Here is a 24,350-nt window from a genome sequence, read left to right as displayed (position 1 = left end):
TTACTCAAAGGGTGGAATCAAAATGCAAGATATTAATGAAGAAAAGTTTGAGCGTTGCAATACTTCAGAGTTACTTAATTTAACAGCTGAGATTGTAGCGGCTCACACATCGAACACAGAAGTGGAGTCAAGTGCATTACCTGATATTATTCAGAGTGTGTACCGGACGCTGCTAGGTATTAACAACGGTGCGCCCAAAGCACGCACAGATCTTCAGCCTGCTGTTCCTGTCGAAGAGTCAATCTCTGAAGATTATATTGTCTGTCTTGAGGATGGCCGAAAGTTGAAGATGCTCAAACGTCATTTGCGTTCAGCATACAACATGACACCTGAACAGTATCGTGATCGGTGGGGCCTGCCGAGTGATTATCCTATGGTTGCGCCAAATTATGCGCGCCGGCGTAGTTCTTTGGCCATGCAAATTGGACTTGGAAAGCACAATAAGAAAGCAGCATAGTTGCTGTGTCATTGTTGTGATTAAGGGACCACTGCTTTTGATCAAGCAGTGGCTTTTTTATGTTTACTCTCTTTCTCCTGCTGTAATTCCCTTTCTGTTTGTTTGACGCAAGAGTGGAGTGTGTTAGAAATACACAGTTTATAAGTAATGAGTGTGAAAAATGCCGAAAGGCCTCTATATTAAGACATTCGGATGTCAGATGAATATCTATGATTCGCAAAAAATGGCAGATATTCTGCTGCCCCTGGGGTACGAAATCGTGGAAGATGTGATTTCTGCGGATGCAATTCTTATGAATACGTGCCATATCCGTGAGAAAGCAACAGAAAAAGTCTTCTCGGACTTGGGTCGCTATCGTGATATCAGCGCACACAAAACAACCAAACCAGTTATGATTGTTGCTGGGTGCGTTGCGCAAGCGGAGGGTGAAGCCATTATGGCGCGCGAACCTTTTGTGGATATGGTTGTTGGTCCTCAAAACTACCATGATCTTCCGAAGCTTCTTGCGCAGGTTGCTCGTAATCGTGCGGGGTCAGGTGATGGCCCAGGTCGTGGTATCTTAGCGATTGATTTTCCTGAAGAATCTAAGTTTGACGCCCTTCCAGAATCAACCGCTGCAGTTGATAATCCCTCACAGTTTCTCACCATTCAGGAGGGCTGTGACAAGTTCTGTCATTTTTGTTGTGTACCCTACACGCGTGGAGCAGAGTATTCGCGTCCTGCGGAGGATATTCTGACCGAAGCGCGGGCGTTAGTGGACCGTGGTGCGCGGGAAATTACATTGTTGGGTCAAAATGTTAATGCTTACCACGGGATGGGAGTGAAAAGCGGTGAGTGGGGATTGGGAGATTTACTCTTTGCCTTAGCTGATCTCAAGGGTCTTTCCCGTATTCGTTACATGACATCACACCCGCGTGATGTTGATGATCGGTTGATAGAAGCGCATCGTGATATTGATACCCTTATGCCGTTTTTACATCTGCCGGTCCAATCCGGATCCGATCGCATGCTAAAGGCGATGAATCGTCGCCATACTGCGGCATTCTATCGTGAAATTATAGCAAAGCTTCGGGATGCACAGCCTAATTTGGCTTTTTCCTCGGATTTTATCGTTGGATATCCCGGAGAAACGGATGAAGACTTTGCGGATACACTGGCGCTCGTGAAGGCTGTAAATTTTGCACAGGCCTTTTCTTTTGTGTACAGTCCTCGTCCTGGAACACCTGCAGCTGCCTATGAGGATCAACTGCCTGCATCTGAGAAGCACCATCGACTTGAGATTTTGCAAACCGTTTTGCATGCACAGCAACTCGCCTTTAATCAATCGTTTGTTGGTAAAGAAATTCCTGTGCTTTTAGAAAAAACAGCGCGTCATGGGGGACAGGTAATCGGACGATCCGCTTATTGGCAGAATGTTCTTGTAGAGGCAAATCCCCGCTTGATTGGTCAGGTAATTCCTGTAAAAATTAAAGAGTGTACGCTGAAAAGCTTACTTGGTGATATTGTGGGTGTTGATGGCGATATTATGCGAGTGGCGTAGCATATTTAGGGAGTAAAGTAGACAGTTATGAGCGAAAAAAAACAATCCGACGTTCTTGAGTTGGTTTTTGAGACGAAGTATCTTGCGAGCCTTTTTGGTGACGATGATCAAAATTTGAAAGAAATTGCCAAGATCCTGGAGCTTAAGGTTTTATCAAAGGGCAACAAAGTTTTGTTATCTGGCGATCAAACAAAGATCCTTCAGGCACAGAGTGTTCTTGAGCAAACAGTGGCCACGCTCAAGGCCGGGCACGATGTAGGGTTGTCGGATGTGCGGGGCTTTCTGCGTACTTCGGGGGGGGTGGGTGAAAATAAGCCGCTACCGAATAACCAATCGAAGGGAATGGGAGACGGCATTCCTACGCGCAAGGGATTGGTGCGCCCAAGGACTCCTGGGCAAGCAGAATACCTCCAAGCCTTACGTGATTATGATTTGGTATTTGGTATGGGACCTGCGGGAACGGGAAAGACCTATTTAGCTGTTGCGATGGGGGTATCTCTCCTTCTGGAAAAGCGCATCGAGCGCCTTATTCTCTCACGACCAGCTGTGGAAGCAGGAGAGCAGCTAGGGTTCTTGCCCGGTGATCTGCGCGAAAAAATAGATCCTTATTTACGCCCCTTGTATGACGCTCTCCATGATATGATCCCGCGCGATCAAGTAGAAGCAAAGCTGAAAAACGGAGAGATCGAAATTGCCCCTCTTGCTTATATGCGGGGTCGTACCCTTGGAAATGCCTACGTTATTTTAGATGAAGCTCAAAATACGCTTTCCTCCCAAATGAAAATGATTCTGACTCGCTTGGGAGAGGGTGCGCGCATGGTGGTAACGGGAGACTTGAGTCAAGTTGACCTTCCTCGGGGGAAGCTTTCAGGGTTGCGGGAGGCGCATACCATCTTGAAGGATGTTCCTTCTATTAAGTTTTGCTCTATGACCACCGATGATGTTGTGCGTCATCCTCTGGTCGCTGCTATTGTTAATGCATATGACGCTCATGAGCCCCATAATCCTTACGAAGACAAAGACGGAGAAACACCCCCTGAGCGTTAATGTTACACAGGCCGTTGAGGATCGTCGCTGGGACAATCATCTGGACTCCTTTGACCTGGAGGCATGGTTTGCTGCAACGTTAACGCATGTACCGCAGGTGTTTCAAGAGACTGAGGTGAGCATTCTTTGGAGTAATGATGCGCATGTGCGCGCACTTAACCATCATTATCGTCAGAAAAATACACCAACAAATGTTCTCTCGTTTCCTGTCCCAAAAGCCCTCTTTACAGAGGGGGCTGCTGTCGTATATCTTGGGGATATAATTCTTAGCTTTGAAACGATTGATAGTGAGGCAATACGGGACAGGAAGCCTTTTGCTCATCACGTGATGCATCTGTGTGTGCATGGTTTTTTACATCTTTTGGGATTTGATCATGAAACAGATAATGACGCTTCTGCTATGGAAGCGGTTGAGATTCGTGCGCTTCAGCAATTCAATGTTTCTAATCCGTACATCTAAAAATTGCCCATAACTTTGGAATACGTCACCCCATGATAGATAAAATTAAAAAAATTAGTACGCAAATTCGCGGAATTATTGCCAAAAAAGGAGCAGAATCTTCTGCTCGCCAGACTATTGGGGAAATTATAGCTAGCCCTAATTCCGATAAAGATCCCTCGTTAGAGCCTGAAGAAATTATCCTCATGAAAAACATTCTGCGGTTGCGGGACCAAACGGCAGAAGACATCATGACGCCTCGGGTAGACATTAAGGGTATTGATGTAAATATCTCCTATGATGCTCTCGCAGAGCTTGTATCAAAAGCCAAATTTGCCCGCTTTCCGGTTTACAGCGAAAGTATGGATAACATCCTCGGTTGCCTTCATGTAAAGGATGTTGCGGGTGTAAAAAAAGAAGATTTTTCCTGTCGGGGCTTATTGTCCCAAGTGCTTTTCATTCCGACCTCTATGGGGCTTCTGGAGCTTCTTATTCGTATGAAAACAGCCCGTGTAACGATGGCATTCGTTGTTGATGAGTTTGGTGGAATCGACGGGCTAGTGACTAGTTGGGATATCATTCGGGAAATGCTGGGGGATATTGATGAAATTAACGCGAGTGAAGTTGTCCATGCGATATCACGCTTAAGCGACAATACGCTTATTGTTGATGGGCGTTTTGAGCTAGAAGATTTGCAAGAAGCTATTCATGGTGTTCTTACCAAAGAAGAAATTAGGGACTATGATACTGTGGGAGGGCTTGTTATGCATATGGCAGGACGAGTGCCCTCAGTGCATGAAATCTTTGATCATCCCTCAGGTACACAGTTTGAGGTTATGGATACGGATGGTCGTCGCGTGAAGCAGGTTCGTATTTATCCTTATAAAAAGTAAGATTATATGTCGCTTCGATGTTTTTGGGGGATGAGAGTCTTTTCCTGCTTGAGGGAGGGGGTGATACGGCGGCCGATGACCATGCGATGGGTAGTATTGGCCGGTTTTCTTGTTTCCCTTGGTTTTGCTCCTGTCCATGCATTTTCGGCGTATGTAGTGGGATTTGGCATTTTTATGGCGATCCTTCGGGAGAATGGACGTTCCTTGCGCGCGGCTGTTTCTATCATCACAATTTTTACATTTTTCTTTTTGCTTTCAAGTTTTTATTGGGTTGTTTTCTCACTAAGTGTGGATTGGAAAAAATATTGGCCCCTTGCTGCCCCCGTTCTTATAGGGGTACCGGTTTTATTTGGATGGATTTATGGGGGTGTTACCCTTCTATGGTGGCGGTATTGCCGGAATCTACAGGCAAGTGAAGTAATTCTGGGTATATTATGGTGGTGTGCTGAACTTTTTAAAGAGTATATTTTTATTGGTTTTCCTTGGAATATCCCCGCAGATGTATGGACATCCACCCCTAACGGCATTCTTTACCTTAGTGCGTATATTGGCGCGTCTGGGCTCAATTTATTGACCCTTGTTGGGGCTATGTGGCTGGGTAGATGCCTTCGTTACGGGTTGGCTGGATGGCATATTTGCGCTCTTGTTGTTGGCGCAATGATGTATCTGTGGGTCCCTTGCGCAAAACAGCCTGTTCGGAAAAATACAGTTGTTCTCGTGCAACCTTCAATTCACCAAAGCATCAAGGGGAGCCCGATGCATGTCCATGATCTCTTGACAGAGATGCGCTTGTATTCAAGCAATCCTACCCCAGACCCCCACGCAACAATTATATGGGCAGAAGGTGCCTTGCCTCTTGCTGTAAAAGTGTCGTATCCTTATGGGGGGTCGAACACAACAACTCCTGGTCTTGAAGCCTATTTTTCGAGCATTACTCAAGGAAAAAACACCCTCTTTGCCACAGGTATAACCTATCACGAAGAGAAATCTGTGCGGAAGATTTTTAATAGTATGATCCATGTAGATGCGCATGGGAAAATTGTGACTAAGGTATCAAAGGCGCGTCTTTTGCCGTTTGGAGAATATCTTCCTTTTCGGCGTTTTTTTCCACAATTGTTTGCGGATTTGGCGGTGGGGCCCTTGGATATGTCGCCGGATTTTAGCCCCTCTTTGTTGTATGCTGATGGTCTTACCTGGCACATACTGGTCTGTTTTGAGTCTTTGTTTTCTGACCTCGCTCGTCGTTATCTGGAAGCGGATGTTCTGGTTATTGTCACGAATGATGCATGGTTTGGGCACTCCCCAGGACCCTATCAACACCTGAGTGCTGCTATTTTACGCGCGGTTGAAACGGGTATTCCTGTTTTGCGCGTGGCTAATAACGGTATTTCAGCGGTTATCGATGGTGCGGGCCACCGTCATGCTCAACTTGGTATTAACGCTAAGGGCGCTATTCATGCGTATATTCCCCAGGCGATGCCTAAAACCTTTTTTTGGCGCTTTCCATGGGTGGGGGTTGTTCTTATGGTTTGTGCGCTCATTGTGGCTATAGGAATTGCGAATTCTAGAGATCGCAGGGTTTGACTTTTTGGGGCAACACGGTACATTCGTTGCAACAATGCCAAACTGTAAGGAATAGGCGCATGACACTCCTCCATCACATAACGCACGCATCTACGCAGGCTGTTGATCCTGAAATTGCCGCCCTGATTAGCAAGGAGTATGCTCGTCAGGAAAGCCAAATCGAAATGATTGCCTCTGAGAACTTCGCTTCACAGGCTGTAATGGCTGCCCAAGGCAGTGTTTTGACAAATAAATATGCTGAGGGTTACCCACATTTTCGCTATTATGGGGGATGTGAGCATGTTGATGCCATTGAAGATTTGGCTATTGAGCGTCTGAAAAAACTCTATCAATGTGGGTTTGCTAATGTTCAGCCACACTCCGGATCACAGGCCAACCAGGCGGTCTTTCATGCGCTTATGAATCCAGGAGACACCTTTCTTGGTATGCGCCTTGATATGGGGGGGCACCTGACGCATGGATCCCCTGTTAATTTATCGGGAAAAAATTATCGACCTGTTAGTTATGGTCTTGATCCACAAACAGGATTAATTGATATGGAGGCTGTGCGTTTACTCGCGCACGCCAAAAAACCTAAGGTCATTATCGCTGGGGCATCGGCCTACTCACGCACTATTGATTTTGCTGAATTTCGTGCGATTGCCGACGAGATTGGTGCCTATTTCATGGTTGATATGGCTCACATTTCAGGTCTTGTTGCTGCCCGTGTGGTTGAAAGCCCAGTGCCTTATGCACACGTGGTGACAAGCACAACGCATAAAACGCTCAGAGGCCCCCGGGGAGGAATCATCCTATGGAATGAAGAGCGTTTGACCAAAAAAATAAACAGTGCGGTTTTTCCTGGAATCCAAGGAGGACCCTTAATGCATGTTATTGCTGCTAAGGCGATTGCATTTAAAGAGGCTCTATCTGAGGAATTCCGACAGATGATGAAACGGGTTCTGGGTAATGCCAAGGTGTTGGCAGATGTTTTACATCAACGCGGAGTTGAAATCATTTCTGGTGGTACAGACAATCACATGGTTCTTGTAAGCTTGGCTGGTCGAGATGTTAGTGGGCATCAAATCCAGGAATTCCTTGAGGCTTCTGGGATTACGTGCAACAAAAATGGTATCCCGAATGATCCAAGGCCTCCTAAGCAAACATCTGGTATTCGCCTGGGGACACCGCCAGGAACAACGCGGGGATTTGGTATCTCTGAGTTTACCCAGATTGGTTCCTGGATTGCGGATGTTATTGAGGCGTCCCAAAAAGATGATCTGCCATCGGTGCAGGCCCGCGTACGCAAAGAGGTGGCTGATCTATGTCAGAAATTCCCTCTCTATCCTGAAAAATCCGCAGACAAACCTGCGAAATTAGGATAAAAGATACAATTAATTTCTTAAATCCAAATACAGCGAAGGATCATAATTATGAAAGCACCACTTTTACCTAAAGCAACTGCAAAGTGGCTGATTGAAAATACGGCCCTTTCTTTTTCACAGATTGCAGATTATTGCCAATTGCATACTCTTGAAATTGAAGCTATTGCAAATGATGAAGTTGCTAAGGGAATTGTGCCGTTTGATCCCCTCACGAGTAAGCAGGTCACGAAAGAAGATATCGTTGCGTGTGAAAAAAATCCAGACAGAAAGCTGACTCTTCTGGAATCAGCAGCCCTAGCACAAGCACGCAAGACAAAAGGGGGGCGCTACACCCCTGTGTCTAAGCGTCAAGACAAACCCAACGCGATAGCATGGTTGGTCAAACATCACCCTGATATGACAGATGCCGCTATTGTGCGCTTACTAGGAACAACAAAGCCCACAATCAAAGCAATCCGGGAAAAGACGCACTGGAATATCAAAAATATTCACTCCACAAATCCGGTAGATTTGGGAATGTGCCGTCAAACAGAACTTGATGCCGTGGTTGCCAAGATTATCCCCAAGCCCACCTCTTCGTAAGTTTACCCGATGAATATCTACCAGACCTGGACAGAAATTGTTCGCCAACATGCGGAATCTGTTCTTTCAAAGCTATCCACGGATGTGGATAAAAAAATAGTTGATCGTGTCATGGTAGAGCCCCCTCGGGATAGCATGCACGGACATCTCGCAACCAATGCCGCCATGGTTTTGGCAAAATCTGTGGGAATGTCTCCGCGGGACTTTGCGGATAAATTGGTACCGTACTTTTACGAAGAGTCCTATGTTTCCGGGGTAGAGGTTGCAGGCCCCGGCTTTATTAATATTTGCCTCTCCTCTGATTTTTGGAATCAGCAAGTAAAAACTGTGCTTTGTGCACAAGAGAACTATGCTTCCACGGCGTTAGGTGCTGGAAAATTAGTGAATATTGAATATGTTTCCTGTAACCCAACAGGACCTATGCATATCGGACACGCGCGCGGAGCTATTGTCGGTGATGTTTTGGCCAATATATATGAGGCTGTAGGTTATACAGTTACCCGGGAGTTCTATATTAATGATGCAGGTCAACAGATTAAGGCCCTTGGGGAATCCTTATACAAACAGTACCGAGAACTTTGTGGCATTCCTTACGAAAAAGATGTGGCGTACCCGGGAGACTATTTGATTGCGGCGGCCAAGGATATCTTTGATGCGGATAATAACAAGTGGGCTGATGTCACCGAAGACATGTGGTTACCAGAATTTTCGGTGCGGGCTGTTCGTGCAATGATGGTGCTTATTCGTCAGGACTTGAAAAAGTTAGGAATTTGCCACCGTATCTTCTCTTCTGAAAAAGCACTTGTTGAGCAAGGAAAAGTCCAAAAAGCGATCAAAACACTTGATGGTATGGGGTTACTATACCGGGGGATTTTACCGCAACCCAAAGGTCATGCCGATGATGATTGGGAACCCCGGGAGCAATTGCTTTTTAAGTCCACAGCATTTGGTGATGATACCGATCGCCCCTTGATGAAATCAGATGGAACATACACCTACTTTACCAGCGATATTGCCTACCACCAGGATAAATATGCGCGTGGTCACCATATTCTCATTGATATATTGGGGGCCGACCATGGGGGATATGTTACCCGCATTAAGTCAGCGGTAAAGGCCATTACTGGGGGTAATGCCCAGTGCCATGTACTCTTATGTCAGATGGTGAAGTTTATAAAAGACGGTACTGCTTTAAAGATGTCTAAGCGGGCAGGAACGTTTGTGACCGTGGATGATGTTTTGGCCGAAGTTCCCAAAGATGTTGTGCGCTTTATGATGCTTACGCGTAAAAATGATGCGCCCTTAGATTTTGACTTCACAAAAGTTGTTGAGCAATCAAAAGAAAATCCTGTGTTTTATGTACAATATGCTCATGCACGCATGTGTTCTATTTTTCGGCATGCCCAGGAGTTATTCGGAGACCTTGAGAAGGGTCTTATCGCGGGTGATGTCTCGATGAGCGAGGACGAACAGGATGTTATTCGATTCGTGTGTCAGTGGCCTCAAGTGTTACAGGCGTCTGCCACCGCCAATGAACCTCACCGCATTGCATATTACCTGTACGAATTGGCAAGCCAATTTCATGCGCTATGGAATAAGGGCAAAGATTATGAACATTTACGGTTCATCCATCCCACGAGTAAGGAAAAAACACTGGAGCGACTGCAGGTGGTGCGTGTTGTGCAGGTGGTCCTTGCTCAAGGACTTGGTGTGTTAGGGATTATACCTGTTGAGGAAATGCGCTAATGCCACAGTCAAAGTGGAACAAAAAGGGACAGCATCATGGGATATTTGCATGGCTTTCTTTTGATACGCCGAAAACCTATGGATTAGTTTTTTTTCTGGCTTTGCTGGTGATCTGGGGATCATGGCAAGCATGGAATTATGATGTTGGTCCTTACGAGATAGTCCTGGAGGCACCACTCGTCCGCGCAGAGCCCGGACCCTATCGTATGCGACCCGCTAACTATGGTGAGGTTAAGGTCCCTCATGCTGACAAAGTGATTTTTGATGTCATGCAAGATAATGCGGATGAGATAACACAAGTAAAAACACGCCCTGGTTATGAAGAACCCTTGTCTCTTGAGAAACCTGTGGAGGTTCCCGAAGTCGTTCAAGATCCTTTTATGACAAAAAAGGAAGTTGGTGATGTGGCGAATGCGGGTGACAACATCTTAGCTGCAAACAAACAATCAGATGGTGTTGAAGAAAGCGCTGACACATCATCTGCGCCTGGGAAAGGTGACCCGTTGATAGGTCTTGTGGACACCAAAGGTCCACCCAAACTGGTTTCTGAGCCGGGTTCAGTGAATCCTCCAACGCGTGCCGATATTGCTAAAAAGGGTGAGTATTGGGTGCGCTTGGCGACAACACAAACGTATGACGGTGCTCTGAGTGAATGGAATCGTTTATCTTCAAGGTTTGAAGAAGAACTTGAAGGCAAAGAGGGGACGGTTGCTATGATTGATATGGAAAGTGGCAAAAAGCTTTATCCGCTTTATGTGGGTCCCTATGATTCCATGGAGAGAGCTCGCAAGACATGCGCAAAAATTCGTGATCGTCTTGGCTGTATGACAGAACAACTCAAGCCCCGCTGATGGGAGAGGATGATAAGCCAGCTGGTTGTCAGGGGGGAGTAATTGGTGTAGATTCCACGTTATTTTGATAATAGGGCAAATGATGGTCAAAATACTTCCCTGGGTGTTAGCTGCAATATTTTATGCTTATCAGTATACCCTGCGGGTTTTACCAAGCGTTTTTATGTCTGATATTACCCAAACCTATGATATTGATTCTGCGATATTTGGACAATTAACCGGGCTCTACTATGTGGGGTATTCGCTGGCGCACATTCCTATTGGTCTTTCCATGGATAGATACGGCCCGCGCAATGTGATGTCTGTGGGTTTGGCTCTTGTCTTGGTGGGGACACTTCCCTTTGTGTGCCAAAGTCCATGGCAAATGGCGATGGCTGGGCGTATTGTTACGGGCATGGGTTCTGCAACAGCTATTCTTGGTTGCTTTACGGTCATTCGATTATCTTTTCCAGAAAATATGTTCAGTCGTATTCTTGGTATTACGGCGACAATTGGGCTTATAGGGGCAATGTATGGAGGAAAACCCCTAAGTTACCTTGCGGAGCGGTATGTATGGACAGCGATTATATGGTGGTTATTGGGAGCAGGTTTTCTTTTGCTGGTGGCGCTATGGTTCCTGATCCCCGGGAAGCAAGATACGCGCACCGAAAGTATAGGGTTGGATACGCTGGGGCGTATTATGAAAAATCGCAAGATTGTTCTGATTAGTTTGATCGGCGGCCTTATGGTTGGGCCTCTTGAGGGATTTGCTGATGTATGGGGGATTGAATTCCTTAAGCATGTCCATGATGTTCACGCGTCGCGTGCTGCCACAATGGTTGCGCTAATTTTTCTAGGCTTTGCTTGTGGGGCCCCTCTTGTAAGTTGGATCGGTGATATCACAGGAAGGTACTATCTTCTTATAAGCATATGCGCTCTGGTTATGGGACTAGGACTTGGGATAGTGACATTCGTAACGCTTTCAGAGTGCGCGTATTATGGCGTGTTTACCCTGCTAGGGATTGCTTCAAGTTATCAGATTTTTGTTGTTTACAAATCGACCACCTTTCTACCCAAAGAATATGTGGGGCAGGTGTCTTCTGTGTGCAATATGATCATCATGATTTTTGGATATGTTTTTCATAGTCTCATTGGTGGTATTATGCGCGTAACACAGGGGGAGTGCTTCAGCGATCCCAGCAAATACAGTGATCTTGCCTATCAAACAGCTGTGGGTGTGTTGCCTGCGGCTCAGATTGTGGCACTATTGTTAATTGTAGTATTTTTTCGGGATCGTCCCAGAGATCTTTCTACGGATTAGTTTTTACAGAAAAACTCCTGCTTGCACAGAGGCGCGCACGAAACGCACCATATATTTTATGCCCACCCACTTGGCAGAACGCCTAATATAGCTTACATGTGAGTCTGTATTATTGTTTGTTCTCATGAAAGATCTTCGAAACATTGCTATTATTGCTCACGTTGACCACGGAAAAACAACACTAGTTGACGCTATGCTTCAACAAAGTGGCACGTATCGGGAGAAGCAACAGATTGTTGAGCGCGTGATGGATTCCAATGCCTTGGAAAAAGAGCGTGGCATTACAATTCTGGCAAAATGTACGTCTGTAAATTGGCATGGCCATCGCGTCAATATTGTTGATACACCAGGACACGCAGACTTCGGGGGCGAGGTTGAGCGTATTTTGAATATGGTAGATGGAGTTGTTTTGTTGGTTGATGCGGCAGAAGGTCCCATGCCACAAACAAAATTTGTTTTGACGAAGGCGTTGAACCAAAAACTACGCCCTATTGTGGTGATTAATAAAATTGATAAACCCGATGCACGCCCTGATGAAGTGCTTGATGAAATCTTTGATCTTTTTGTGGCTCTTGATGCAGATGAAAAACAACTTGATTTTCCGATTCTTTATGCAGCATCCCGTGATGGATGGGCAGCAAAAGATTTAGAGGCACCGCGTGAAAATCTGGATGCGCTTTTTGATGTGATTCTTGCCCATGTTCCGACGCCCAGTGTTGATGAGAATGCTCCCTTCCGTTTTTTGACATCCATTATTGAATCTGACCAATTTCTTGGTCGGATGCTGACGGGCAAAATTTACAGCGGAAGAGTGGCGGTGAACACTGCGGTGCGGACACTTGATCTCACGGGGAAAACGGTTGAGCAGGGACGTATTAGCAAAATATTTGGTTTTCAAGGTATTCAGCGCATTCCCCTTGAAGAAGCGAATGCAGGGGACATTGTTAGCCTTGCGGGTCTTACAAAGTCAACAGTCAGCCACACGGTGACGCTACCTGATGTGCTCGAGCCTTTGCCTTCAACGCCGATTGATCCTCCAACGCTGGTGATGACCTTTTCAATTAATGACTCTCCTTATGTAGGGCAGGATGGAGACAAAGTTACATCACGGGTTATTCGGGATCGCCTTCTTAAAGAGGCGGAAGGTAATGTGTCTATTCGTGTAACCCCTACACCCGACAACGAGGCTTTTGAGGTGGCTGGTCGTGGTGAGCTTCAGTTGGGTGTGCTTATTGAAAATATGCGTCGTGAGGGTTTTGAGTTATCTATTTCGCGTCCACGGGTGCTTTTCAAAACAGATGAGCACGGCAAAAAAATGGAACCGGTTGAAGAGGTTATGATTGATGTGGATGAAGAGTTCACGGGCGTTATTTCTGAAAAACTGGGTGCTCGTCGGGGGGAAATCAAAGAGATGAAGCCGCACGGTGGTGGAAAAACTCGGCTGGTATTTCATGTACCCACACGGGGCCTGATTGGGTATCAAAATGAATTTATGTCGGATACGCGTGGGACTGGTGTGATGGCGCGAATTTTTCATGATTATATCCCCATGAAAGGTGAGATTCCAGCGCGTCATAATGGTGTGCTGATTTCAACAGAAACAGGAAAGTCAGTGGCCTATGCTCTTTGGAAGCTCGAGGATCGTGGCCAACTGTTTATTGGTGGCGGAGAGCCTGTCTATCAGGGAATGTTGATTGGGGAGCATAGTCGTGACAATGACCTTGAGGTTAATCCTCTAAAAGCAAAACAGCTCACAAACATGCGTGCCTCGGGTAAGGATGAAGCTGTTGCTCTGAGTCCTCCTCGTCGTTTGACGCTTGAACAGGCCATGTCTTATATTGCTGACGACGAGTTGATTGAAGTTACCCCCAAGTATGTTCGTCTGCGCAAGCGTTATCTTGATCCTAATGAACGAAAACGTCAGGGGCGTTCAAAAAATTAGCATACACAATAAGTTCGTGCTTACAGGTTAATCTGTCAGGGCACACCAATGCGCTGATCTTCTCGTTATGGGACGGCTCTCGCAGCCGCGACCAATGCGTCTGTGTGTTGTCAAAGGTCAGTGCACTGCTTGTCAAATGCTTGTCTGTCGTGATGCGCTGGCGCCATGCTTGTTTCTATTAAATCTATGCCAATAAAAATACACAATAAGTAAACTAACATTAATACATTTTTAATATATATTACTTATAATTTTTAAAATATAAAATGAGTATTATCATGAAAAACATCATAGTATTTCTACCTGTATTTATTTTGTTTGTGATTTTCTCTTCCTGCTTTGCGGGACCGTTTGATCGGCCAAAGGGTCAACAATATAACGCACATACGCTTGCGCAAGAAAAAAACTCAACGACTAAAAATGAGGGGAAACCGTGTGGTTGTCGTCGTAAAAAATCGAGATGACACGGTTACGTTTGCTCACATTAACAGAAACTAGATTTTAAAGAGGATTTCCGTTAGTCTCGGGTACATTTTATTAATGACAACACCATGAAATCACGCGTGTGGGGTGGAATCTTTATTATTGCAGGTACAACGCTTGGGGCTGGAATGCTTGCTTTTCCCATTGTTGGGCTGCGTGTGGGGGTTTCTGCAAGTTTTTCTATTATGCTATTTTATTGGCTGTATATGCTGATTACGGCAATTTTGGCAGCAGAGGTTGTAATACGCTCTGGTTCGCTAGCCACCATCCCAGAGATTGCTGGTAAGGTGCTTGGGCCTGGTTGGTCATATGTTGGGGCGATTGCGCTGTTGCTTCTTTTTGGTAGTTTAATGGTGGCCTATACTGTCAGTGGTGCCTCCATTCTCAAAAATGTTCTAGGAGATTTAATCCCCCTTTCGCAGGGGGGGTGCATGGTTTTGATGGCTGGGATCTTTGGCCCTGTGATCGTAGGAAAAATACCTGCACTCGATAAGATTAACAGGCACTTATTCTTTTTGATGATTGTTGCTTTAGGACTTATGTCAGTCATTATTTGGGGATCTCCTCCACCAGCCGTTATGGTACGCCCTTATACACCTCGTTTTTCCGATCTTGCGGCTGTGATTCCTGTCTTGTTTACAACATTTGGCTTTCAAGGAAGCATCCCAGTGATTATTAAATATGTCGGAACCCGCCGGAGGGACGTATGGTTAACTTTTGGTTTGGGATCCTTTATTCCCTTGCTTGTTTATATTTTATGGCAACATGTAGCCCTAGATGGGCTTTCTGCTGATGCCTACATACAGGCACGAGAATTGGAAATTGATAATGTAGGGCCATTTTTAAAACTTCTCAAAGAAACAGCCTTGGAGAATTCCTCTGACACTGTAGGCATTCTGTTTAGTGCTTCGGCGCAAACGTTTGCTTTTTTCGCGATTGTTACGTCTTATATTGGTGTAGGACTTACCCTGAAAGACTATGCTCATAATGTGCTTGCAAAAACCCCTGTCTTTGCAACATCCTTACGGCAATTTCTTGTGATCTCGGGAGTTCCGTTGATGGCAGCATTGGTATACCCTCATGCGTTTATCGGCGCGCTTGGGTTTGCGGGATTAATGCTCTTGGTGCTTGCGGTAATTTTACCAAGCATGATTTACATGAAAATACCGGGAAGAAAGGTATCCATTACCATTTTATGGGCCTGTGTTCTGCTTATAGGCATTTCTGTTGGAGCTGCAGAGATAAGCAGCCTGCTCGGTAAATGATGAAAGTGGTACCCCCAACGGGACTCGAACCCGTGTTTCCGCCGTGAAAGGGCGATGTCCTAGACCGCTAGACGATGGGGGCAGAACAACTACTTAATTACGCAATTATCGTTGAAAGCGCAAGGAAAAAATGAGAAACATTCCCCGAGAGGGGAAAAACGAAGTGTTTGTTTATTCGGTGAAGAGTTTGCCAGTGGCGTAAAACAGCCACGATCAAAAAAATAAGATCACTTATGTGAGGAGCGTTTTATTTCATTACGGTAGCTGTAAAATTATTGACCACCTATTGATGACCTGTTCTAGTGATGAATAAAAAGAGGAATCTTTGTGCGTTCGAGTAACCGTTGCGTGACAGACCCAAAAAGAGCCTCTGTGAAAGCAGACTGCCCGAATGATCCCACAACGACTGTGTGCGCATGAAGCTCTGTTGCTTTTTCCATGATAATATCAGCAATATTTGTCCGTGAAACAAGAGGGTGCGACTGGACATTAATACCATAAGAATTTGCAAGGCGCGTGACTTGTTGGCAGTGCGCTCGGGCGTCTTCTTCTTTTTTGTTGACGCTGATAATATGTACCTTTTTATTTTTTGCCAATCCTAATAAAAAATACAGATGGATGGTTTTAGATGCAGGTGCGCTGCCATCATAGGCAATTAGAATCGTCTCACCTTTCGCCTTATTTTGGGGGATAACAAAAATAGGTCGTGCAGAATCGCGTGCTGTGTGGGTCAAAACAAGGTTATTTTCTTCTTCAAGATCCTGATGAAGGCTGGATGTTTGCCCCATAACAAGGGCATCATACTCGTGGGCTACGCGGTATATTTCCTGAGCGGGAAAACCCTCCACGACGTTTGTGCTAACGGTCACACCCTCTTGAGTGCATTTGTGGTGAAACGCATCCAAGGCGACATTCATTTGGGCTCGCACGTGCCCTGTGATCTCGTCGTCATGATGCACTTTATAGGCTGCTGCGCCAAGGGGTTCTGGCTGAACTGCCGTCAGCCAGGGGGTATCTACAATACCAAGGCCCTTGAGCCTTACATTAAAGCTTTTCGCAAGTCTAAGGGCATATGACTGAACGTCCTGGCTTACGGCTGAACCGTCAATAATTACAAGAATCTGTTTCATGGGGTGTGTTAATCTTATCTGTTCGAGGTTACGGCAATTCCCTTAATAAACCCTAAATTAGCCCTGTGAAATATGCAATTGTTCAAATTCATGTGTGCGGGCTTCCACAAATCTTTTGACGTCTTCGTGGGCTGCTGTAACATGCGCCCTATCAATCCCTCGAATGACCAAGTTCAGATCAAAACCCGTGGCCGTCCACCGTGGATAACTTCCTATATCAAGGTTGGGGTGCGTGTCTTGGAGTTGAGCCAGGCCTTGTGAGATATAACTTTCGGGAAGATGGCATGTCACAGTTTCTGAGATCACGGGTTTTCCATGGGTAATTTTTGTCACCACATCATCGAACATGGCTTGGGCGATTGCAGGAACGCCTGCCATTACAAAAACGTTCTCCATATAAAATCCAGGAGCAATAGTTACTGGGTTCTCGATAAGGTCAGCTCCTTCGGGGATGACGGCCATTTTTCGTGCCCCAGGACCAAGGTGTGATTGATAGCGATCCTCTAACAAAGAGAGTGCTTTTAAATTCGTTACGAGTGGCACATCAAAAGCTTTTGCCACGCACGCGGCTGTAATATCGTCATGGGTTGTGCCAATGCCGCCGGTTGTAAAGACATAGTCATATGTTACCCGCAGGGCATTGATCGCAGCAATAATTTCACCTTCAATATCCCGTACAACCCGGCATTCGGTAAGGCTCACACCAATTTTTGCGAGTGCCAAGGCGATATAGTTAAGATTGGCCTCCTTTGTTCGTCCCGAGAGAATTTCATTACCAATGATCAGAACGGCTGCTGTTTTGTTGGTGGCGATATCCATGGTCTTGACGGAGGAACGTCCTTTGCGTGATAGTGAGGCATCTTCTAATATGTAACATGCTCATGCGCTACGATCCACCGTTGATACCCGGAACGCTTATAAAAAGATACAAACGCTTTCTTGTTGATGTCCAATTAGACACAGGTGAGGTGATTGTGTGCCACTGTCCCAATTCAGGGGCAATGCTCGGAATCAATACGCCGGGACTAAGGGTTTGGGTGCAGCCGATTGTAAACCCAACAGGTAAGTTAGGCTATCGCTTCGAAATGGTTGAGGTACAAAACACGTATGTTGGCGCAAATACGGCTCGTCCGAACAAGCTTGTAGAAGAAGCTTTGCGCTTGCGAACGCTTGTTCCCTTTGGTGGCTATGAATGTGTGACGCGTGAAGTGAAATATGGAGCACATTCGCGCATGGATTTTTTGCTTTCTGGTCCGAATCTCCCCAATCATTATGTTGAGGTAAAAAATGTGCATCACAAGGTTGCTGACCAAGCCCGTTTTCCTGACAGTGTAACGGTGCGTGGCACCAAACATCTCCGGGAACTTATGGCCTGTGTTAAGGAAGGTGGACGAGCATCTGTGGTTTTTGTGATCCAACGCGATGACTGTGTGTCTTTTGCGCCTGCTGCAGAAATTGACACTACGTTTGCACAAGCCTTTCGTGAAGCATGTGCGGCAGGTGTTGATATGTATGCGTATCTTTGTACGGTGTGTCCGATTTCTCTTGAAATTTTACGAGAAATCCCCATTATAAAGGACAACTAATCCCTTGTGTCTCTTGTTTTTATGATAAAGCCTTTGCGACATGTGCGTGGCACCTATGGTGAGCCTATCCCTCTTTATGGCGAAGAGGGTTTTGTGGGTATGCGCGCTGCGGGTAGGTTAGCATCACAAACGCTTGATCACATCATGCCCTTTGTCAAAGCGGGCGCTTCCACCAAATATCTGAATGATGTATGTCATGAATTTATCACGTCTCATAATGCGATTCCTGCTCCCCTTAATTACAAAGGTTTTCCCCAATCAATTTGTACATCTGTCAATCATGTAATCTGTCACGGTATTCCTTCTGAGACTAAGATTTTGCAAGAAGGGGATATTATAAACATTGATGTTACGGTTATTCTTGATGGGTGGTACGGTGACACGAGTCGGATGTTTGCTGTTGGGGGTATTCCGTTACGGGCGGAAAAACTCATTGATGTGACATACGAGTGTATGATGCGGGCGATTGAAATTGTTCGTCCCGGGGCTACGTTGGGTGATATCGGACACGCTATCCAAAGTCATGCAGAGAAACATGGGTTTTCCGTCGTGCGGGATTTTTGCGGTCATGGCTTGGGTAGAGAGTTTCACGTATCTCCAGAGGTTGTTCATTATGGAAATCCGGGAGAGGGCATGGCCCTTGAGGAAGGAATGTTTTTTACCATTGAGCCCATGATTAATGCGGGGCACTATGCTGCCAAAGTGCTGCGTGATGGGTGGACCGCTGTGACTCGTGATAAATCACTATCTGCTCAGTTTGAGCATAGCTTAGGAGTAACGGCAAGCGGTTGCGAAGTTTTCACAACTAGCGGTGCCTGATTTTTATATGCAAACAAAGCATAGAATTCTCTTATATATAAAAAAAACAGTGAAAATCAGCCTAAATATTCTTAAAGCCCCGGAAAATAAGGAGGTTTTTCCCTCTTTTTTGAATAAGGGCTTGAAAACTTATTTTTTTCGGTTCATGATATTTTTCAAGTAACTCAGCTTAGCGGTCTGGCTAGCTGTATTTGTGAGGGTGTTTTTAGGTGTATAGGCATCTTGAGGCAGCCGAATATCAACGTTTAACTGAAGGAATAAACCTATGAATAAAGCGGATCTTGTAGCACTCGTTGCTTCACAGACAAACATGACGAAGGCTGACGCAGAGCGTGCTGTTGAGGCTGTTTTCGGGGGCATTGGTGAATCCCTTCGTAAGGGAGCTGAAGCACGTTTTACAAACTTCGGAACATTTTCCGTGCGTACGCGTGCAGCACGCGAGGGTCGTAACCCACGCACAGGTGAGAAGATTAAGATTCCCGCGTCTAAGCAGCCCGTTTTTCGTGCTGGTAAAGAACTCAAGGAAATTTGCAACTAACTTTTGCACATTTTAAAAAGGCTCTTATTTTTGAGAGCCTTTTTTTATGTTTTTTTTTCTCATATTTGCGGTTCTATCAAAAGCGAGCCATGCTTGAAGAGATCACTAACTTTTGTTGCGCAGAAGGCGTTGCTTATCCCGAGCCCATGAGCGATCTTTTTCTGTTTGCCGTTTATCAACTGTATTTTTTCCTTTACACAACCCGAGAGCAACCTTTACGCGACCGCGTTTATTAAAGTAAATACTGAGAGGAATGAGGGTGTACCCCTTGCGCTTAATAGCACCTCCTATTTTCTTGGCTTCTTTGGCGTGTAGCAGCAGTTTTCGTGGTCGACGAGGCTCGTGATTGAAATGCGAACTGAATGTGTAGGGGGTAATATTCATATTGAAGATGTAAAGGGCCCCTTCCATTTCTCCTGCGTGTGATTCCTCGATATTCGCTTTTCCCGCACGGAGGGACTTCACCTCAGTGCCTTGTAAAACAAGGCCAGCCTCCAGGGTCTCTTCCACGAAATAGTTGTGGTGAGCCTTGCGATTTTGGGCGATTGTACTCCCGGGGCTATTTTTTTTTGGCGCAGACATTGCTGGCTCAGAGTCCTTATTTAGATTATACTCCAATCAGCCTTTGGTAACACAAATGTGTGTAAAACAAAACCCGCAACATAGAATCCTTTTCATGAAAGTGTTTTTGATGTTTTTTTCTCATTTCCGAAAATTTTTTACATATGCTTGTGCGTGTGTATTTTTTGGTGCAACGTTCCTTCTTGCTGATAAAGTCATTCCACGCCCCCATCCATTGCCGTTTAAAAAATCTCCCCCGTTTCGGTTGCAAGAAAATTTTGTTCCAGCCGCTTTATCGGCAGATGGTGCGGATGAGCTTAAACGGTGTTCCGCAGTACTTGACCACCTCAAGCATCATCGGTGGGTCGCAGCATATGAAAGTGCCAATCAAAAGTGTTTAATTCTTGCGAAGCTTAGTCTGTGGCACAGTTTATACCATGGTGGATCCCCCCAGCTTTTAGATGCGTACATTATGTTTATGGCAGAGCAATCCTGGCCAAGGCATAGCAATCTCAGTATCAATCTTGAGAAGTTGGCATCACATGTGAAGCAGGATCAAAAACTGGTAAATTGGTTTCAGCAGCATCCACCCAAGACAGCCGATGGAAAAATTGCTTTTGCAAAAGCCCTTAATCCTCAAATAGATGGAAAAAAGCGTCAAAAAATTATTGGCGATTTATGGCGCAACATGTCTTTGTCTGAGAAACAATTTGCTGATGTTTATCGTACCTTTAAAAATGCAATGACTCCTGCTATTCACAAAGAGCGTTTGCAGTCTATGCTGTGGAAAAACTCTGCAAGTGACCTCAAACCTCTAGAGCCTTTTTTGGATACAGCTGATAGAAAGATAGCATCATTTTGTCGCCATGCCGCTGCAAAAAACGGAGATATTATGGCCCAGTGGAAGAGATTACCGGAGTCCATCCGGTATAAAGAGGTGGTGCTTTACTATTTGGCCAAATGGCAGCGACAGACGCGTCATGCACACATGTTTGCTTTTTGGACAACACACCGTCGTCACATCAAAATAGACACTTTTGACTGGTGGAAAGAGTTACAAAGAACAATCTATGCGGGTATTCATCTTGGCAAACATGATGAAATTAATTCCATCATACATGCCTATTACCCCAAAGAGAACCTTGGTGATCGTGCCAGTTCGTTGTGGTTACGGGGGTGGATTAATTTGAAGAATCCTGACAAAACAAAACGTAATCCTGTTCGCGCACTGAAAAATTTTGGAGAAATTTATGAATTTGCCACATTTGCTACAACAAAGTCACAAGCGGCCTATTGGGCGGGCCTTGCTGCCAAAGAAATGGGGAATGCAGCCCTTGGTGCGCAGTGGTTTGGAAAAGCGGCTGGTTACACAACCACGTACTATGGCCAGCTTGCCAGCGATGAGCTCAACGCTGTCTATGATGTAAAATTACGGAGCTGGAAAAATGTTGATACGGCCTGGTTACAGAAAAAAAACCAGGTGCGTACGCTGTGTGATTTTATTCAAATGCTTAGCCGAATTGATGCGGGGTGGGAAATTTACGATTGTTTGGTTGCGCTTTTATATCGTGCGGAAAATCCCAGCCAAGCGCTGGGGGTGCTTTCTTTTTGTCAAAAAAACTATCCGCCGGCATTTGTTTTTGTGTCACGTGTAGCTATGTCTCGTTTCGGGGTTGAGATGCGGGGATATTTTCCTTTGCTTCCTCCTTTTTATTTTAAGCAAGAGGTTGATCCAGCTCTTGTGCATGCGGTTATTCACAGGGAAAGTTCGTTTCTCCATTCAGCGGTGAGCCCGGCGGGAGCTATTGGGCTGATGCAGCTAATGCCTGCAACAGCCAAGGAGGTCAGTAAGGCAATTGGTATTCGTTTTATGCACAACGATGAGTTAAAAAAACCACATGTGAATATGCAGGTTGGGCAACGATATCTGGCAACGTTGCTTGCAAAGTATGATGGGTGTATTCCCTTGGCCCTTGCAGCTTATAATGCTGGGCCGCACAATGCACAAAAGTGGATTGATGCTCTGGGGAACCCCTGCAAGAACACGGATATTAACTCCTGGATTGAAGCCATTCCCTTCACAGAAACACGGCATTACGTTAAAGCTGTTTTGACGAATTATCGTATTTATCAACTCTTGTTGGAACCCAATAATGACCCTCAAACCTGATGGATTGTTTTTTTTAAAAAACCCCCTTATGATATCGACACTTTTAAAGGAACCTAATGGATGATTATAACACCTCTTGCCGCACAGACTGCTTCGACCCCATCAACGATAATGAGTATGATGCCCATTCTTATTATTTTTGTGGTGATGTACTTTCTCGTGATTCGCCCCCAAAGCAAACGCGCTAAAGAACATAAAGATATGATTGCTTCCGTAAAGCGTGGGGATCGTGTGGTTGCTTTGGGCGGAGTAGTGGGTGTGGTTGTGAATGTCTTAGATGAGGCAGAGCTTGAGATCGAAACAGGAGGATCGCAGCTGCGTATTTTGAAATCTAGTGTCAATCAGATTGTTTCAAAACCAGAACCACGCACAGAAAAAAAAGACGCAAAAGCAGCAAAGCTCAAGGTTGTCAAAAAAAAATAGGCATCAGTTCGTCTCATTATCGTTAACCTTAGCCAAAGTCGAAAGAGCCCATGATTCGTCTCAGTAAATTTCAGCTTGTGTTTGTTGTTCTTGTTATTGTGTGGGGATCGCTTCTTGCGCTACCCAATTTTCTCAGTGAGGCGACTCTTTCACGCTTTCCTGCTTTTATGCCAACCCAGCGAGTGAACTTAGGCCTTGATCTCAAGGGAGGGGCACAGCTTTTGCTTGAGGCTGAAGTCGAGAAATCGATTCTTGATCGATTTGAGCAACTTGGGATGGATATAAAGAAAAACCTGCGCAAAGAGAGCCTTGGCTATCAATCACTTACGGTAATACCGCAAAAGGATGCCTCACCAAAGATTGTTTTTGTTCCGCGTATCGGAGATGATCGGGCGCGTGTGCGAAAGGCCATTCGGGAGGCGAGTGCCCTTCTTCAAGTAACGGGTGGCACCGATAATCAGTTGATTGTGACATACAGTGATGCAAGCTATACAGAAATGGTTCGGGGGATTATTGGTCGTACCCGTGATATCATCCACAAGCGTATCGATGCTTATGGCACATCAGAGCCAACAATTTTGATTCAAGGAACAGATAGAATCCTTGTGCAGTTGCCTGGTGTTAGTGATCCTGCGCGTGTTAAAGAATTGCTTGGGACTACTGCGAAAATGTCCTTTCATTTGGTTCCGGCCCAAGCATCCGAAGGAAGTGGTTATACAAGTGCTACAGCAAAAACAGTGCCTTTGCGTGATGAAAAAAGTGACTTAGCTATTGAGAAGCAGGCAGTTCTTTCAGGAGAAAATTTAGTTAATGCCCAACCGCGAACAAGCCAAGAAACTGGCGAGTGGGAGGTGCACTTCGAGTTGGATGGCGCAGGTGCTGCGAAGTTTGGTGAAATTACAGCCAATAATATTGGCAGACGCTTTGCGATTGTTCTTGATGATAAAATTATAACAGCTCCACGCATTAATGGTGCAATTCCAGGTGGTAGCGGTATGATTACAGGGAGCTTTAGTAGCGAATCTGCCCATGATCTTGCGCTTCTTATGCGTTCTGGGGCTTTGCCAGCGCCTATTAAGGTTATCGAAGAGCGTCTTGTTGGACCTGATCTTGGCCAAGATTCAATTAATGCAGGAAAAAATGCGACTATCCTTGCGGTGGTCCTCGTTGGTATTTTTATGATTGTCTCGTATGCATTTTTTGGCTTTGTTGCCAATGTGGGGCTGATTGCAAATCTGATTTTGCTTGTGGGGGGTCTTTCAATGCTGGGTGCAACGCTTACACTTCCCGGAATTGCGGGCATTGCCCTCACGTTGGGTATGGCTGTTGATGCAAACGTGCTTATTTTTGAGCGCATCCGTGAAGAGTTGGCGATGGGTCGTAAAAATAATCAAGCGATTAGTGCCGGATATGATCGTGCAATGACAACGATTATTGATTCGAATATTACAACTCTTTTGGCAGCTCTTGTTCTTTTTTATTATGGATCGGGTCCTATTCAGGGGTTTGCTGTGACGCTTTCTTTAGGAATTATCATTTCAATGTTTACGGCCATCACCTTCACACGCGTGATTATTACCCTTTGGATTAACTGGTTTCGTCCCAAAACTCTTAGTATATAGGATTATGC

At 45.4% G+C, this 24,350-nt stretch carries 22 protein-coding genes and 1 tRNA gene; 19 read left to right on the top strand and 4 right to left on the bottom strand.

Going from position 1 to position 24,350, the window contains the following annotated elements:
• The first annotated feature begins 22 nt into the window (after window positions 1-22).
• From H6849_01560 to H6849_01500, 13 genes are all read left to right on the top strand, one after another.
• Window positions 23-457 carry a MucR family transcriptional regulator gene (locus tag H6849_01560; GenBank protein USO01898.1) on the top strand — a complete coding sequence of 145 codons (435 nt, stop codon included), beginning with the start codon at window positions 23-25 and terminating at the stop codon, window positions 455-457.
• Window positions 458-617: 160 nt separating this feature from the next.
• Window positions 618-1,997, top strand: coding sequence for a tRNA (N6-isopentenyl adenosine(37)-C2)-methylthiotransferase MiaB (gene miaB, locus H6849_01555; protein ID USO01715.1), 1,380 nt, complete (start codon window positions 618-620; stop codon window positions 1,995-1,997).
• Window positions 1,998-2,024: 27 nt separating this feature from the next.
• On the top strand, window positions 2,025-3,044 hold the full coding sequence (locus tag H6849_01550) for a PhoH family protein (protein USO01714.1): 1,020 nt from the start codon (window positions 2,025-2,027) through the stop codon (window positions 3,042-3,044).
• Window positions 2,989-3,504 carry an rRNA maturation RNase YbeY gene (ybeY, locus tag H6849_01545; protein ID USO01713.1) on the top strand — a complete coding sequence of 172 codons (516 nt, stop codon included), beginning with the start codon at window positions 2,989-2,991 and terminating at the stop codon, window positions 3,502-3,504. Before H6849_01550 ends, ybeY begins: the two co-directional genes overlap by 56 nt.
• Window positions 3,505-3,536: 32 nt before the next feature.
• Window positions 3,537-4,376: a CBS domain-containing protein gene (locus H6849_01540; protein ID USO01712.1), complete on the top strand. Its 840-nt coding sequence runs from the start codon at window positions 3,537-3,539 to the stop codon at window positions 4,374-4,376.
• 75 nt (window positions 4,377-4,451) lie between these two features.
• Window positions 4,452-5,960, top strand: a complete 1,509-nt coding sequence (lnt, locus tag H6849_01535; GenBank protein USO01711.1) for an apolipoprotein N-acyltransferase — start codon at window positions 4,452-4,454, stop codon at window positions 5,958-5,960.
• Window positions 5,961-6,019: 59 nt separating this feature from the next.
• On the top strand, window positions 6,020-7,324 hold the full coding sequence (locus tag H6849_01530; protein USO01710.1) for a serine hydroxymethyltransferase: 1,305 nt from the start codon (window positions 6,020-6,022) through the stop codon (window positions 7,322-7,324).
• Window positions 7,325-7,372: 48 nt separating this feature from the next.
• Window positions 7,373-7,906: a DUF1013 domain-containing protein gene (locus H6849_01525; protein USO01709.1), complete on the top strand. Its 534-nt coding sequence runs from the start codon at window positions 7,373-7,375 to the stop codon at window positions 7,904-7,906.
• Window positions 7,907-7,915: 9 nt separating this feature from the next.
• Window positions 7,916-9,652 (top strand): arginine--tRNA ligase, encoded by a 1,737-nt coding sequence (locus H6849_01520; protein USO01708.1) that lies wholly within the window; start codon window positions 7,916-7,918, stop codon window positions 9,650-9,652.
• Window positions 9,652-10,503 carry an SPOR domain-containing protein gene (locus H6849_01515; GenBank protein ID USO01707.1) on the top strand — a complete coding sequence of 284 codons (852 nt, stop codon included), beginning with the start codon at window positions 9,652-9,654 and terminating at the stop codon, window positions 10,501-10,503. The genes H6849_01520 and H6849_01515 overlap by 1 nt, the downstream gene beginning before the upstream one ends.
• Before the next feature lie 79 nt (window positions 10,504-10,582).
• Entirely contained in the window at window positions 10,583-11,803 is a 1,221-nt protein-coding gene (locus H6849_01510; GenBank protein USO01706.1) for an MFS transporter, read from the top strand.
• Window positions 11,804-11,927: 124 nt separating this feature from the next.
• A complete protein-coding gene (typA, locus tag H6849_01505; GenBank protein ID USO01705.1) occupies window positions 11,928-13,745 on the top strand; it encodes a translational GTPase TypA in 1,818 nt (605 codons plus the stop codon).
• Window positions 13,746-14,296: 551 nt separating this feature from the next.
• On the top strand, window positions 14,297-15,493 hold the full coding sequence (locus H6849_01500; protein ID USO01704.1) for a hypothetical protein: 1,197 nt from the start codon (window positions 14,297-14,299) through the stop codon (window positions 15,491-15,493).
• Between the two features lie 6 nt (window positions 15,494-15,499).
• Here the strand turns inward: H6849_01500 and H6849_01495 are convergent.
• The 3 genes from H6849_01495 to H6849_01485 all read right to left on the bottom strand — a co-directional run bounded on the left by H6849_01495 (window position 15,500) and on the right by H6849_01485 (window position 17,442).
• Window positions 15,500-15,575 (bottom strand) — tRNA-Glu (locus H6849_01495).
• A 217-nt stretch (window positions 15,576-15,792) separates the two neighbouring features.
• Window positions 15,793-16,623, bottom strand: a complete 831-nt coding sequence (locus H6849_01490) for a universal stress protein (protein ID USO01703.1) — start codon at window positions 16,621-16,623, stop codon at window positions 15,793-15,795.
• 57 nt (window positions 16,624-16,680) lie between these two features.
• On the bottom strand, window positions 16,681-17,442 hold the full coding sequence (locus H6849_01485; GenBank protein USO01702.1) for a competence/damage-inducible protein A: 762 nt from the start codon (window positions 17,440-17,442) through the stop codon (window positions 16,681-16,683).
• 62 nt (window positions 17,443-17,504) lie between these two features.
• Between H6849_01485 and sfsA the strand changes: the two genes are divergently transcribed.
• From sfsA to H6849_01470, 3 genes are all read left to right on the top strand, one after another.
• Entirely contained in the window at window positions 17,505-18,209 is a 705-nt protein-coding gene (sfsA, locus tag H6849_01480; protein ID USO01701.1) for a DNA/RNA nuclease SfsA, read from the top strand.
• 21 nt (window positions 18,210-18,230) lie between these two features.
• The gene (map, locus tag H6849_01475) at window positions 18,231-19,028 is read left to right on the top strand and encodes a type I methionyl aminopeptidase (GenBank protein USO01700.1); all 798 of its coding nucleotides are present in this window, start codon (window positions 18,231-18,233) and stop codon (window positions 19,026-19,028) included.
• Window positions 19,029-19,293: 265 nt separating this feature from the next.
• Window positions 19,294-19,566: an HU family DNA-binding protein gene (locus H6849_01470; GenBank protein USO01699.1), complete on the top strand. Its 273-nt coding sequence runs from the start codon at window positions 19,294-19,296 to the stop codon at window positions 19,564-19,566.
• Window positions 19,567-19,671: 105 nt separating this feature from the next.
• Here the strand turns inward: H6849_01470 and smpB are convergent, their stop codons facing one another.
• Window positions 19,672-20,148 carry an SsrA-binding protein SmpB gene (smpB, locus tag H6849_01465; GenBank protein USO01698.1) on the bottom strand — a complete coding sequence of 159 codons (477 nt, stop codon included), beginning with the start codon at window positions 20,146-20,148 and terminating at the stop codon, window positions 19,672-19,674.
• Between the two features lie 109 nt (window positions 20,149-20,257).
• Here smpB and H6849_01460 point away from each other — a divergent pair, with 109 nt between their 5' ends.
• Genes H6849_01460 through secD form a run of 3 tightly spaced genes read left to right on the top strand, consistent with a single transcriptional unit; the run spans window position 20,258 to window position 24,342 of the window.
• Complete coding sequence (locus H6849_01460; GenBank protein USO01697.1) at window positions 20,258-22,297, top strand: transglycosylase SLT domain-containing protein; 2,040 nt, start codon at window positions 20,258-20,260, stop codon at window positions 22,295-22,297.
• Window positions 22,298-22,357: 60 nt separating this feature from the next.
• Window positions 22,358-22,720, top strand: coding sequence for a preprotein translocase subunit YajC (gene yajC / locus H6849_01455; protein ID USO01696.1), 363 nt, complete (start codon window positions 22,358-22,360; stop codon window positions 22,718-22,720).
• Window positions 22,721-22,770: 50 nt separating this feature from the next.
• A complete protein-coding gene (gene secD, locus H6849_01450; GenBank protein ID USO01695.1) occupies window positions 22,771-24,342 on the top strand; it encodes a protein translocase subunit SecD in 1,572 nt (523 codons plus the stop codon).
• The last annotated feature ends 8 nt before the right edge of the window (window positions 24,343-24,350 follow it).

This window comes from Alphaproteobacteria bacterium (assembly GCA_023898725.1).
GTDB lineage: Bacteria > Pseudomonadota > Alphaproteobacteria > JAUHZC01 > JAUHZC01.
This window is presented reverse-complemented; position numbering and strand designations above follow the sequence as displayed.